A 13,809-nucleotide genomic window follows, 5' to 3' on the forward strand; every position below is an offset into this window, starting at 1 on the left:
CGCCCACCGCGTGGCGGCCGCGGCGCTGGCGTACGTGCCGGCCGGCGACGTCGCGATGCGCCTGAGCGTGGCGGCTCGTTCCGGGGCGCGCATCGGCGATCTGACGCGTCTCGCCGGGCTGGCCGGCAACGTGCCGCCGTTCGCGCCGCGGCCTGACCTCGACCACGACCACGACGAAACGCTCGACATACACCACGGCGGCGGGCTGCTCGACGACGTGGCCGCGCCGACGGTCGTGCTGGCCGGCTCGTCGTATTCGCTCAATTCCGGCTTTGCCGACTATCTGCAACTCGCGATGAAACAGGAGATCGCGCAGCAAAGCCGCGTGGGCAGCGGCTTTGCCGGCAGCGCGATCGAACTGCTGCGGCATCACCCCGAGCGGCTCTAGGGTGTGCGGCTGCTGATCTGGGAGTGGCCGCTGCGCTCGCTTTACCAACCGCTTACCGACGATGAAAACGCCTATCTGGCGCAACCATGACAACCCAACAGGATTTCCGATGAAAAATCGTGCTTCACCGAACTGGGCCACGCCGCGCGGCTGGACCGCCGTGCTGGCCTTCGCGGCGCTCGCCGCGTCGATTCACTGCGGCGCGGTGCGGGCTGCGGCGTCGGTGATCGAGGGGCAGGACGGCTGGCTTTTCCCGGGCTGGGAAAGCACCGACAAGGTCGACCGTCCGCAGATCGAGGCTAACGTCAAGCTGATCCGCGAGGCGAAGGATGCGCTGGCGGCGAAGCACGTCGAACTCGTCGTGATGGTGGTGCCGGCCAAGTCGGTGTTCTACCCGCAGCGTCTTCCGGCCGACGTCAGGTTGTCGCCGCAGGTTCAGTCGCGCTACGGCGACCTGCTCGGCATGTTCGCGGCAGCCGGCATCGTCACGTTCGACGATCGGCCCGCGCTGCAATCCGTCGAGCACGACCGCCAGAGCGCGTTCTATCGCGCCGACTACCACTGGACCGCGTGGGCGGCGGAAGCCTCGGCCGATGCGATGGCCGCGCTGATCCGCGGCAAGTTCGCCGTGCCGGCCACCGGCGGCGGCAGCGTGCTCGGCGACTGGACCAACGAGCGGCGCTATGGCGATCTCGCGACGAACTTCATGTCGCCCGAGGACCGCAAGCGCATCGGCCGCGACATCTACACCGTGCGCAAGCAGCCGGAAGCGGCCGACGGCCTGCTCGACAGCGGACCGGCGCAGGTCGAGGTGATCGGCAACAGCTTCGTGCAGCCGTATCTCGGCTATCCGCAGAAGCTCTCGAATGCGCTCGGCGTGCCGGTGGGGCTGGCCTGGAATCCCGGCAACATCGGGCCGTGGAAGACGTTCCTCGATACGGTGGCGAACCCCTCGTTCGCGCAGCACGCGCCCAAGGTCGTGGTGTGGCAGTTCAACGAGGATCAATTGCAGACGCGCCTGGATGCGCCCGATAGCTGGGACCCGAAGAGCGTGATGCCGGCCGCGACCTGGCTGGCCGGCGTGTCGGCGGCGCTGGGCAAGTAGGGCCGATCTGGTTCGGTGGGGCGGGGGTGATTCGGGGGCCTTGGGCGGCCCCGTGGTTCCGGGCAATGCTGGCGGCCTTGGGCAACTCCGCTGGCCCTCTGCGGCCTTACCCGCAGGCCCCCACCTCGCCGCACGCCGTGCAGAAATCGCAGCCGTCCTTGCGAATCACCGCATGCGCGCCGCACGAACCGCATTTGCGTCCGAGCATCGTCTGCAGCCCTTGGGCGCTGGCCGGTTGCAGCAGCGCGTCCGCGCCGTCTTCGGGATGGGCGCGCATGCCGAAATCGGCCGATAACGCCGTGTCCGTTTTCATCTGCCCGCGCGGCAAGCGCGCGAGCAGCCGCGACGGCACCTGATTGCCTTCGGCGTCGAGAAAGCCGCGCCGATACAGAATCTGCTGGATCGCAAACGCGAGCGCGGCCACTTCCGAATCGTGCCAGCGCGGCGCGCGATGGCCGTCGAGACGCTGCACGTCGCCCAGCCGCACCTGGCCGCGATCCCACGACACCTTGCGCATGTCCTGCAGATTGCGCGCGACGAAGCCGCCGCGCGCGGCGAGCGACAGCGAGCGCATCGTCGCCGTGATCCATTGCTGCGACTCGTCGCGCTGGCCGGTCGGGATGAAGAACTCGATCGGCCGCTCGATCGTCACGTCCTCGCCGCCGAGGCGTCCCGTCACCTCGATGAACGACACCGCGACGTACAGCGACTTCTTGCCCGCCTGGGTCAGATACTCGACCTTCTCGATGACTGCCGGCAACTCGCCCTTCGGCCGGTGATCCATCGCGATCCGCAGCGGGTCGAGATCGCTGTCGGCGAGCGTGTCGTCGGCCTGCGCGGGCGCGACGCTCAGCACCGCGCCGAGCGTGTCGTTCGGGCGATAGGTGGCGAGGCCCTTCAGGCCGCTTTTCCATGCGTCGAAATAGAGGCTTTCGAACGCGTCGAACGGATAGTCGGCGGGCACGTTGACGGTCTTCGAGATCGACGTGTCGACGTACGGCTGCACCGCCGCCATCATCTCGAGATGGTCGCGCGCCGACATCTGCAATGCGCTGACGAAGTAGTCGGGCAGCCGGTTCACGTCGCCGCCGAGCTCGCGGTAGAGCCGGTACGCGTAGTCCTCGACGTCGAACGATTCGCGGCCGCCGTCGGCCATCACCTTCATGCGCTTGTAGGTCCACGAGAAGGCCGGCTCGATGCCGTTCGAGGCGTTGTCCGCGAATGCGAGGCTCACGGTGCCGGTCGGCGCGATCGACAGCAGATGGCTGTTGCGGATGCCGTCGCGGCGGATCGCCTGCTGGACGTCGTCGGGCAGGCGCGACGCGAAGGTGCCCGCTTCGAGATAGCGCGCGGCGTCGAACAACGGGAACGCACCGCGCTCCTTCGCGAGTTCGACCGACGCGCGGTACGCCTCGTCGCGCATGAGCCGCGCGATGCGCGCCGCGAAGTCGCGGCCCTCCTGCGCGTTGTAGCGCAGCCCGAGCATCACGAGCGTGTCGCCGAGCCCGGTGAAGCCGACGCCGATGCGCCGTTTCGCGCGCGATTCGTCATATTGCTGCGGCAGCGGCCAGAGCGTGACGTCGAGCACGTCGTCGAGAAAACGCACCTGGGTGCGCGTGCGTTGCGCGAGGCCGTCCCAGTCGAACGACGGCTCACGGCCCTGCAACTGCGCGAACGGATCGACGACGAAGCGCGTCAGGTTGAGCGGCCCGAGGTTGCAGCAGCCGTAGGCGGGCAGCGGCTGCTCGCCGCACGGATTGGTCGCGCGGATCGTTTCGACGGCGCGCAGATTGTTGTCCTCGTTCATGCGCGAGATGAACACGATGCCGGGCTCGGCGACGTCGTAGGTCGAGCGCATGATGCGCTCCCAGATCGCGCGCGCCGGGTGCTCGCCGTAGACCCACAGGCCGTCCTCGCGCCGCCGCACGTCGCCGGCCGCGCGCAGTGCCGGCGACGGCTCCGCGCGATGGACCAGCTGCCACGGCTCGTCGTTTTCGACCGCGCGCATGAATGCGTCGGTCACGCCGACCGACACGTTGAAGTTGTTCCAGCGCCCCTTCGAATGCTTGGCTTCGATGAATTCGAGCAGGTCGGGGTGGTCGCAGTCGAGCACGGCCATCTGCGCGCCGCGCCGCGAGCCCGCGCTTTCGACCGTGCGGCACGAGGCGTCGAACACGTCCATGTAGCTGCACGGGCCCGATGCCGACGAACTGGTCGTATGAACGCGCGCGCCCTTGGGCCGGATCGCCGAGAAGTTGTAGCCGACGCCGCCGCCGCGCCGCATCGTTTCGGCCGCCTGCAGCAGCGCCACGTAGATGCCCGGCAGTCCCTGCTCGTCGACGCCCTGAATCGAGTCGCCGACCGGCTGCACGAAGCAGTTGATCAGCGTCGCGGCGATACCGCTGCCCGCCGCGCTCATGATGCGGCCCGCGCCGAGCGCGCCGTGCCGCAGGTTGTCCACGAACAGCGCCTCGACCGGCGCGCGCAGTTCCGGCGGCTCGGCCTCGGCGACGCCGCGCGCGACGCGGCGAAAGACGTCGTCGGCCGATTGTTCGTCGCCTTTCGCGTATTTTTCGAGCAGCACGTCGAGCGAGAACTGCTGCGGGGCGATCGGCGTGCCCGCGATCGGCGATGGCGTGGGCGAGGCGGACGCTGCCGGGATCGTGGGGGTGTGCGGCGTGTCTTCTGCCATGATCGGCCCTCAAACGGCGTCGCGGCGGGCGCGGCGCGGTGGGTGGACGGCGCGCACTCAGGTGCCGGGCAGCAGGCCGGCGTGCGGGAGCGGGCGCAACGAGTCCACCTTAACGCACGGGGCGCGAGGCTGCAATCGACGGGGAGCGACCTGGGGCTGCGGCGCGTTCGGCGCTGCCGGGCGTCGTGGGCCGCGCTTGCGCGTGCCGTGCGCGCAAGGACAGCAAAGGCAGTCGGGGCAGGCTGGAAGCCGAGGTGCGCAAGTCGCGCAAATCGCAGCGGGCGAGCGCACCCCGGCGCTCGCGCCAAACCGCAACGGGCATGTATCGGCACAGGCGGCAAAAAGCGGCACTAGCCGCGCAAGCGTCAAACAAGCGGCGCGGCCGCCGCACCAGCCCGGTCGTCAGGCGGCTTCGAGAATCGGTTCGAGGATTTCGGCGCAGATCATCGCGGCCGCATTCGACGGTGCCGGCCGCTCGGCGGGCTTGAATACCGCGTCGCCGCGGCGAATCTTGCGATGCGACACCGCGCAAGTCCCCGAGGTATGCGCCGACCTGCGCCGCCAGCGTTGCTCGCCATAGTGGCAGCGTCCAGGCTCAACCCAGCGGATGACCAGCGTCGTGTCGGAGCTCTCGAGAATTTCGATGCGCACGCCATTGGTAGCGTCAAGAAGGATGGACTCTACGGTCATCATCGGCTCCGTATTGTGGAGTGCCGAATGTAGACTGGTGCGCGCCCAAGAGCCATTGTGCCGCGGTTGAAACTCTGTTCTCTAAACAGAAATAATCGTAAGCCAGTCGTACGATTGGTTGAAATGACGGACGTTGGATGCTTTTTTATGTAATTTTTTAATAGTGTGAATTTTTGCAACGCTGTATTGCCGTCAATGCGACGATGCGGCCACCCGCAAGGAGCGCCGGCGCTTCCTTTAAGATGTGAGGGTCGATGGGGGACCGAGCCGCCAGTTTAGCGGGTTTGAAATTTTCAGGTCGGCTCGCGCGCACCCCCTCAGGAAAACCAGAGTTCACATGATTTCAAGGCCACCCGCAGTACCTCCTCCTGCTCCCGATGCGTCGTCGCCCACTCCGGAGCGTCTGAAAAAACAGAAGGCCGCCTCGCTCGTGCTGTATAGCGGGCTCGTGCTGCTCGCGCTGTGGGTCGTGCGCGATTTCATCGTGGCGGTCGCGTGGGCGGGCGTCGTCGCGATCGCGCTGTGGCCGCTGCTGCACCGGGTGGCGGGCAGCCGCTGGTTCAAGGGGCGCATGACGCTGCTCGCCGCCGTATTTACCGTCGTGATCGCGCTGCTCGTGCTGCTGCCGGTCGGGCTCGGCGTCGCCCAGGCGCTGCACGAGGCGCGCGAACTGAGCGACTGGTTCCGCGGCGTCCAGGAGAGCGGCATCGCGCTGCCGGGTTTCGTCGAGCGCCTGCCGTTCGGCGCGCAGCAGATCGCCGCGTGGTGGCAGGCCAATCTCGCGCAGCCGCTGCGCGATTCCGCCGCGATCAAGGGGCTGCACAGCGGCACGGTGATGACGCTCGGCCGCCATTTCGGCGCGCGCGCCGTGCATGCGGCGATGGTGTTCGGCTTCACGCTCGTTACGCTGTTCGTGATTGTCCAGGCGGGGCCGCGTCTGTCGGGCTCGCTGCTGAAGGCCGTGCGGCGCGGTTTCGGCGAGAGCGGCGCGAACCTCGTCCAGCACATGGCGACCGCCGTGCGCGGCACGGTGGCGGGGCTGGTCGTGGTGGGGCTTGGCGAGGGCCTGCTGCTCGGCGTCGCCTATTTCGTGACCGGCCTGCCGCATGCGGCGCTGCTCGGCTTCGTCACGGCGATCGCCGCGATGCTGCCGTTCTGCGCGCCGATCACGTTCGGCCTCGCGGCGCTGTGGCTGCTCGCGCAAGGCTCGGTTGCCGGCGCGATCGGGCTCGCCGTATTCGGCTCGATCGTCGTGTTCGTCGCCGAGCATTTCGTGCGGCCGGTGCTGATCGGCAACTCGACGCGCCTGCCGTTCCTGCTCGTGCTGTTCGGCATCCTCGGCGGGGCGGAGACGTTCGGGCTGCTCGGCATTTTCATCGGCCCCGCGCTGATGACGGTGCTGATGGTGCTGTGGACCGATCTCGTGCAGTAGCGCGTGTTTTGCGCGCCGTGCCGCCCGCGAACCGGACGGCCCGGCGCGCGGTCCGCTGTTCGCGCCGCGCCGGCGCGCGGCTCAAGGCCGATGCATCGATGGGTGATCGAGCGGACGCTCGACCGGCGGCGGTTTCACGCTCACGCAGCCGAGCGTGTATTTGAGCGCGGCGGGCAGCAGCGCGCTCCACACGTCCCACGTATGCCCGCCGTCGATGATGCGCAGCGCCGCCGGATTGCCCGCGAGCCGCAGATGGGTGTACAGCACCGAGGCGTCGGCCTGGATGTCGAGGTCGTCGTCGCCGGATGCGATGAACATCGGCAGGCGGTACGGCCGGCTCATATAGCGGTCCCACTGCGCCGGATAGTTGAGCTCGTGCCAGATGCGCGGATCGAACTGCCGCTCGCCGAACACGCCGACGCGCCGCGCCGCCGACGCGCGCGGCGGCTCGTTGGCATAGATCGCGGGGCTCAGCAGCAGCGCGCCGCAGAACAGCTCCGGCTGCGTGAGCGCGTAGCGTAGCGCGCCGAAGCCGCCCATCGAGACGCCGCCGATCATCCGGCCGCTACGCTGCGTCGCGACCGCGTAGTGCGTTTCGATCTCGGGCAGCAGATCGTCGAAGAACGCGGTCTCCATTTTTTCCTTGCGGTCGACGTACCAGTCCGTGCCGCCTTGCGGCATCACGATCACGACGGGCGGGATGTCCTTGCGCTCGATCAGCGTGTCGGCCGTGCCTTGCAGATGGCCTTGGGTGAGCCAGTCGTTGGCGTCGCCGTTATTGCCGTGCAGCAGGTAGAGCACCGGCAGGCGCGGGCCGTCCGAGCGATAGGCGCCAGGCAGATAGATCGTGTAGTTCCAGTCGCGGCCGAGTGTATTCGAATGGAAGCTGCGGTTCGCGACCGTGCTCGCGAACGCCGGCGTGCCGACAGCGACGGAAAGCACAACGAGAGCGAGGCTAAAGAGTCGACGCATGTCAGGGTGGGAGACCGGCGCGCGGTTCGCGCGCCGGCCGTCATGCTATCAGCATTGGTACCGGATTTGAGGCGGATGCGAGGCGTGTCGATCTACGTCCGACGCGGCTGGCGCGCTCAGGACGGCGTGCCGAGCCGCGTCGCGACGAGCCGGCCGACATAGCGCTTGAGCGGCTCGACGCCAAGCCCGACCGCGAACAGCGCGCCGACGGCCGCCGCATCGGCGAGCAGGCCGAGCGGATAGTTCAGATAGCCGTCGGTGGCGGCATACAGCACCGAGTCGATCACGAGCGAAATCACCGCGCCGGCGATAAAGCACAGCAAGCCCTGACGTCCGATCAGGCCGATCCACGGCAGCCGGCGGGCGAGCTTTTTCGCCCAGCCGAGCTGGATCAGATTCGCGGTGAGCCACGCGATCGCGAGGAAGTTGCCGGCGCGCAGGTAGGACAGGTTCTGCTTGAGGCTGCCGGGCAGCGGCGCATGCTCGAGAACGAGCTTGTAGTAGGCGGCGCCCGCGACCACCGCGAGCGCGCACAGGCTGACGAGCCAGCCGAGCCGGTGCGCGCTCACGCGCTGATAAACCGGCTGGCAGCGCGCGAGCACGCCGAGCACGAACATCAGCTGCCACGCGAACGGGTTGAAGTCCCAGTGCATGTCGGGTGCCGAGGGCAGGTATTGGCCGATCGCCGGGGCGCCGGCCCACAGCGCGACGCTGCCGGCGAGCAGCAGCCACGGCTGGCGGCGCGCGAGCGGCAGGATGGCCGGTACGAGCAGCGCGAAGAACGCATACATCGGCAGCACCGAGGCGAGATACGGCTGGCGGCGCAGCAGCAGGATGTCGCGCAGCGCGGCGAGCGGGGTGTCGATGAGGTCGTCGAGGTCGGTGGTGGCGAGATTCGGCCCGTCGATGCTGAATGCGGTGAGCACCGCGCTCACGAGCAGCATGAGCCCGGCGGTGACGAGAAACGCGCGGTAGATCTCGAACGAGCGCCGCAGGAAGCGGCCGCGCGCGATCGTTTCGCTGCGCCGCTCGGCGAGCGTGGCATAGGCCGTGGCGGTCGCGAAGCCGCCGAGGAACACGAACACTTCGGCGGCATCGCACAGCGCATACGCATGCAGCGTGACGCGCGACAGAATGCTGCCGCCAATATGATCGACGACGATGATCAGCAGCACGAGTCCGCGGAAAAAGTCGAGTTCGATCAGACGGGACGAGGATTGTTGCATTGTTTGCGTCAAAAGCAGCCCCGTGAGACGGCCACGCTGATCCAGCGGGGCGGGTGTCTCACACGGCGTTTTTAGTATGGGGTGGGGTGTCGCGGCGGGCTGCGCTCTTCATGCGCCCAGTCCGCGCCCCGCGTTGCCGCGCTCGACCGGCGGCGGAGCGCCGTGTCAACGGACTGTAAACCTGACCCCCGGTGCGGCGCGGAGTTCCGCTGCGTCGCAGCAAAGGCGCCCGATTATATTTCTTTCTGTGACAAAGCTGTTGGGAACGGTACGGCGCCATGCGGATTACCGCATCGGCGGCCCCTTATCGGCGACTCGTCTTCGCCGTGCTCACGCGCCACGCGCGCCGTCGCTTACCCGAACCCCACTGACGAAAAAAGGGGCAAGCGCACCGAGTGGAGAATTAGCAACATTCTCGATCATCGGCGCTTCCTCTCATGGACGGCCAGCCGCCGTCGTGTGACGATTTCCGGAACGCGCAGGTGAACGGAGCAGTCGGCAGAACTGCCCGGGGCATCGAGAACAAGCATCAATCAAGAACAAAGCGACCGGATCGAGTTGTCCTGTTACTCGAAGTGCAGGGAGATCATCATGAACAGGCAAGTGTTCGCGCTGGCTGTCTCCATTGCTGCGTCCGCCGCTTTCGTCGTGCCTGCGCGCGCGCAAACCAGCGTCACGCTCTATGGCGTGATCGACGAAGGCATCAACTACACCAACAATGCCGGCCGCGGCCATGTCTACGAACTGGCGAGCGGGCTGGCGCAGGGCAGCCGCTGGGGCCTCAGGGGTTTCGAGGAACTGGGCGGCGGTCTCAAGGCAATCTTCCAGCTTGAAAACGGCTTCGACCTGAATTCCGGACGGCTCGAACAGGGCGGCCGCCTGTTTGGCCGCCAGGCGTTCGTCGGCCTGAGTTCGGTGCCGTACGGCACGTTGACGTTCGGCCGTCAGTACGATTCGGTCGTCGACTATCTGGCGCAGACCACGGCCAACGGCAGTTGGGCCGGCGAGCTGTTCTCGCACCCGTACGACAACGACAACACCGACAACACGTTTCGCCTCGACAACACGGTCAAGTACACGAGCCCGTCGATTGGCGGCTTCCAGTTCGGCGGCACCTACAGCTTCAGCAACGACACCGGCTTCGCGAACAATCGCGCCTACAGTTTCGGCGGGCAGTACGCGTATGGCGGCCTGCTCGTCGCGGCGGCGTATCTGCAGGCCGACAACCCGGGCAACGGCTCGAACGGCGCGATCACCGCCAACGACGCCGGTTTCGTCGCGACGCGCATGCGCGTGTTCGGCGGCGGCATGACCTATACGTTCGGCCCGGCGACGGCCGGCTTCGTCTACAGCAACTCGAACTATCTCGATCCGACCGGCAACGGCTATCTCGGCATCGCGCCGCTCGTGCCGCTGGTTCCCGTGACGCCGCCGGGCGTGCTGCTGAACTCGCTCAAATATCAGAACTTCGAGGTGAACGGCAAGTATCAGATTTCGCCGATGCTGTTCGTCGGCGCGCAGTACGTCTACACGATGGAAACCTACGACGCGTCGAACGGCGGCGTGAAGCCGCGCATCCATACGTTCGGGCTGATGGCGGATTACAACCTGTCCAAGCGCACTGACGTTTATCTGCAGGGCGAGTACCAGCAACTGACGGGCGACTCCACGCTGTCGATTCTCGACTACGCGTTTATTCCGGGCACGCAGTCGCCCTCGTCGACGTCGAAGCAGGTCGTCGTGCGCGCGGCTATCCGGCATAAGTTCTAGCGTTTTCACGCTGCGCGTTATTGGTTGGTGTAACGCGGTTTTTTCTTTTTCTCCAGGGCGCGGAGGTTGCCGGAGCCTGGCGGTTTTGTTTGCGGCGAGCAGGTGCAGCGAAAACTCTATTCCTGTCTCGTCTTCATCTCCTTATTCCTTATTTCTATCCCTGGACCGGGCGCCGGTCCGCTCTCCTGACGGCGCGCATTCCACGACGATCTGCAGCCGCGATGCCCGGCAATTCAAGTTCCGGGCATGCCTGCCGATATGACAAATGTTAAATAAACGCGAATCGCTCACCGGACGGCGGCGTTTCCGCTTCCAGCCGCGTCGGCTATCCGCTTCCGCCGAATCGGCAGGCCATGGGCGGGAATCCGGCTGGTAACGGTTGTATCAGAGTGTTCGAAGCGGGGCGTTTTCGTTAAAAGTCACTTTACAATTTCGCCGGAATTTTGATCGGCAATCCGGTCCCGATCCGATCTGTTTCGCTGGAGTTGCGCGGTTTTGATGTCTGGAGTCCGGACATGACCGGCCTTCGGCAGCGATTGGAACGGGCCGGCCGGGCATGGGATGAGCGCCGTACGAGGCGGTCTCGCCGTGCCGCGGATGAGGCCGCGCGGCACGAGATCGCGCGCAGCGCTGCGGCATGGCGACATCCGGTCCGTCCATGAACAAGGCAGGAGTCGAACAGGATGAAAAAACGTTTCGACAGAACGAGACTGGTCAGTCTCGCTGGCGTGTGGGTTGCGCTGGCAGTCAGCGGTTGTGCGAACGTCGGGCAGCAGAACGCGCAGAACGGCGCGGCGTCGGGTGCGACGGCCGCCTCCGGCGTGCCGGCGGCGAATACGGCGGTAACGGGCGTGGCGGCCGATGGCGCGGCGTCTGCGGCGCTGACCATCGACGCCAACCAGAGCGCGTCGCTGAAAAAAGCGCCGCCGCTCGTTTATCGCGTCAAGCATGGCGACACGCTCGCGCGCATCGCGCAGCATCATCATGTGAGCGTCAGGCAGTTGCAGGCGTGGAATGGCATGAAGCCGTCGTCGCGGTTGAGGCCGGGGCAGGTGTTGCATGTCGCGTCGCCGGAAACGGTGCGGGCGGTGAAGCAGGCTAATGCGGCGGCTGCGAGGTCCGCGGCGGGTGTGGCGTCGGCGGGGGCGGCGCTGCCGCAAACGTCGGCGCAGGCTTCGGCGCCAGCCTCTGCTCAGGCGCTAGCGCAGTCCGCAGCGCCGGTTCCCGATGCCGCCGAGGTCCGCGAAGTCACGCAGGAGACGCGCCGGCACGCGAGCAGCGTGACGCTCGCATGGCCTGCGTCGGGCAGCGTCGTCGAAGCGTTCCAGCCGGGCGAAACGCGCGGTATCGAAATCGGCGGCAAGCCCGGCGACCCGGTGCGCGCTGCCGCCGACGGCAAGGTCATGTATGCGGGCACGGGACTGAACGGCTACGGCAGTCTCATCATCGTGCAGCACAACAAGGACTTTCTGACGGCGTACTCGCATAACCGCAAACTGCTGGTCAAGATGGGCGACGTCGTGCGCAAGGGACAGCAGATTGCCGAAATGGGCGACGAAAGCAACTCGCGGGTGTCGGTGGGTTTCGAGGTGCGCCACGACGGCAAGCCGGTCGATCCGTTGCCGTATCTGCCGCAGGCGCGCGGTTAGCGTCGAGTCTGTTGTTGTATCGGCTTTCGCTATGCCAGACATGGCGAAAGCCTGTTAGCCGCTCGCCGCAACCGGCTTCGAACGCTTCCCGCAAAAGCTCACCCTGGTTTTAGTCAGCAAAGCCAGGTAATTTCCTTGCACGGCGCAGGCACGAAAGCGTTTGATCGAGCGAACCGTGGTGGCGCGCGCCCGCATTCTTGCGAATCGAACGAGGAATGCCTTCGAGCAAGGTGTATTTGTGCCGGAGATAGAAGGCAATCCAGGCTATTCGCCACCCAGACATCATTCGCGTGCAACCGTCATGCGGCGAATGAAACACGTATTCACGACCCGACGCCGCTCCTGCAACGGTGAGGAAATACAGGAGCCGGCCGTGCGTTCGTCATCAGGTCATTCGCGATCACGCACCATCGCGCGAATCGACAGGTGAAGCAACGGGCAAAGCAACGCGCCGATCAAACCCGTCAAACGCGTGCCTCAAACACACGACTCCCGTCCGATACGCTGCCGGGAACAACCCGGCAATCACACGGCCGCAGCCGCACCTACTTCGCCTGCACGCCGCGCAGCAATTGCGCCACCTGGCCGTGGTAATGCAGGATCGCCGGATCGGCCTGCAACAACGGCAGATAACGCGGCAGAAACGCATTGTTCGGCTGATCGGGCGAGAACAGGCCGACCAGGGCTTCCGCGGCCGCAAGGCGGTCGCCCGCATCGGCTTCCTCGTCGTCGAGAATTTCGTCGACGCTCGCGATCACCGTCGAAAGCGGCGTGAGCCAGCGAAACCCCGAGCCGTTGATGAGCACCTGCAGAAACGCCGCCGGCGTCACCGGGCCGAATTCTTTTTCGTACGCCGCGCGCTCGTGATCGAGAATCGCCTTGTGCAGCGCAAGCAGCGGCTTGCGAATGTCCGCGAGGAATTGAGTGCATTGCGGGTCGTTCATCGGCGGCTCCTTCGGATCGGTTGGCTCGACGCAATAGCGCGTCGCAATACGCATCACGGGCGGCGTCACGATACCGCGCGCCGCTTCCCGCTCTAACGCTAGCAGGTAGATGCGTCGATGGTAACGCATTGATTGCATCCCGTTGCCGGGCGTGGGTCCGTGCATCGGCATGGGCTTCGAGACAGGCATCGGGACATGCATCGCAGCCTATATCGAGATACGTCTCGGAATTGATGCGCGATACTTGCGCAGGAGGCGCGCTGCACACCTGCGAAGCAAACTTCGTTTCTCACGACTACAATCAGCCGGACTGTTAGCGGCACATGCTTCATCAGGACCGACCTGCATCGCGTGATTAGCCCGGCGTGTCGAACAAACGCGGCGAGTCTTTGCGTTCCGATGCGGTGCCGCTGTCTAAACAGTATGAATAAGCAGCCTGAATAAACAGCCTGAATCCCACACTATAAATTCCACCGGAGCCGCGCATGACAACGTTCAATATCAACGGCCAAACCCATACCGTCGACGCACCCCCTGACATGCCCCTGCTGTGGGTCTTGCGCGATCTCGTCGGCCTGACCGGCACCAAGTTCGGTTGCGGCATCGCTCAATGCGGCGCATGCACCGTGCATCTCGACGGCGTTGCGGTGCGCTCGTGCGTGTTCCCGGCGGCCGCCGTCGGCGAGCGCAAGGTCGTCACCATCGAAGCGGTTGGCGGCACGCCGGCAGGACAGAAAGTGCAGGAGGCCTGGCGCGAACTCGACGTCGTGCAATGCGGCTACTGTCAGTCGGGGCAGGTGATGTCGGCGGCCTCGCTGCTCGCGAGCAATCCCAACCCGAGCGACGCCGACATCGACGCCGCGATGGCCGGCAACATCTGCCGCTGCGGGACCTACAACCGCATCCGCGCGGCGATCAAGCACGCCGCGAAGGGAGCCTGA

10 protein-coding genes and 1 pseudogene are annotated in these 13,809 nt (G+C 66.2%); 6 read left to right on the top strand and 5 right to left on the bottom strand.

Annotated features, from left to right (window positions below):
• Both G3N58_RS03065 and G3N58_RS03070 read left to right on the top strand, forming a co-directional pair.
• Positions 1-388, top strand: a pseudogene (locus tag G3N58_RS03065) (hypothetical protein); the annotation flags it as partial.
• Positions 389-497: 109 nt separating this feature from the next.
• Positions 498-1,493, top strand: a complete 996-nt coding sequence (locus tag G3N58_RS03070; protein ID WP_205998444.1) for a twin-arginine translocation pathway signal — start codon at positions 498-500, stop codon at positions 1,491-1,493.
• A 106-nt stretch (positions 1,494-1,599) separates the two neighbouring features.
• On the opposite strand, the gene G3N58_RS03075 is transcribed toward G3N58_RS03070, so the two are convergent.
• Positions 1,600-4,185, bottom strand: a complete 2,586-nt coding sequence (locus tag G3N58_RS03075; RefSeq protein WP_205998445.1) for an adenosylcobalamin-dependent ribonucleoside-diphosphate reductase — start codon at positions 4,183-4,185, stop codon at positions 1,600-1,602.
• A 402-nt stretch (positions 4,186-4,587) separates the two neighbouring features.
• A complete protein-coding gene (locus tag G3N58_RS03080) occupies positions 4,588-4,875 on the bottom strand; it encodes a DUF3331 domain-containing protein (RefSeq protein WP_167049255.1) in 288 nt (95 codons plus the stop codon).
• Between the two features lie 337 nt (positions 4,876-5,212).
• Here G3N58_RS03080 and G3N58_RS03085 point away from each other — a divergent pair, with 337 nt between their 5' ends.
• Positions 5,213-6,307 (top strand): AI-2E family transporter, encoded by a 1,095-nt coding sequence (locus G3N58_RS03085; protein WP_205998446.1) that lies wholly within the window; start codon positions 5,213-5,215, stop codon positions 6,305-6,307.
• A gap of 81 nt (positions 6,308-6,388) precedes the next feature.
• On the opposite strand, the gene G3N58_RS03090 is transcribed toward G3N58_RS03085, so the two are convergent.
• Together G3N58_RS03090 and G3N58_RS03095 are read right to left on the bottom strand one after the other, a co-directional pair.
• The gene (locus G3N58_RS03090) at positions 6,389-7,279 is read right to left on the bottom strand and encodes an alpha/beta hydrolase-fold protein (protein ID WP_167049157.1); all 891 of its coding nucleotides are present in this window, start codon (positions 7,277-7,279) and stop codon (positions 6,389-6,391) included.
• Positions 7,280-7,395: 116 nt separating this feature from the next.
• Positions 7,396-8,505: an OpgC domain-containing protein gene (locus G3N58_RS03095; protein WP_205998447.1), complete on the bottom strand. Its 1,110-nt coding sequence runs from the start codon at positions 8,503-8,505 to the stop codon at positions 7,396-7,398.
• 591 nt (positions 8,506-9,096) lie between these two features.
• On the opposite strand from G3N58_RS03095, the gene G3N58_RS03100 reads away from it, so the two are divergent.
• Together G3N58_RS03100 and G3N58_RS03105 are read left to right on the top strand one after the other, a co-directional pair.
• A complete protein-coding gene (locus G3N58_RS03100) occupies positions 9,097-10,275 on the top strand; it encodes a porin (protein WP_167049161.1) in 1,179 nt (392 codons plus the stop codon).
• Positions 10,276-10,958: 683 nt separating this feature from the next.
• A complete protein-coding gene (locus tag G3N58_RS03105) occupies positions 10,959-11,924 on the top strand; it encodes a peptidoglycan DD-metalloendopeptidase family protein (protein ID WP_205998448.1) in 966 nt (321 codons plus the stop codon).
• A 545-nt stretch (positions 11,925-12,469) separates the two neighbouring features.
• On the opposite strand, the gene G3N58_RS03110 is transcribed toward G3N58_RS03105, so the two are convergent.
• On the bottom strand, positions 12,470-12,868 hold the full coding sequence (locus tag G3N58_RS03110) for a hypothetical protein (RefSeq protein ID WP_167049257.1): 399 nt from the start codon (positions 12,866-12,868) through the stop codon (positions 12,470-12,472).
• Positions 12,869-13,353: 485 nt separating this feature from the next.
• Here G3N58_RS03110 and G3N58_RS03115 point away from each other — a divergent pair, with 485 nt between their 5' ends.
• Entirely contained in the window at positions 13,354-13,809 is a 456-nt protein-coding gene (locus G3N58_RS03115; protein ID WP_167283043.1) for a (2Fe-2S)-binding protein, read from the top strand.

The sequence above is a fragment of the Paraburkholderia sp. Ac-20342 genome, assembly GCF_017104985.1.
In the GTDB taxonomy this organism is placed as follows: Bacteria; Pseudomonadota; Gammaproteobacteria; order Burkholderiales; family Burkholderiaceae; genus Paraburkholderia.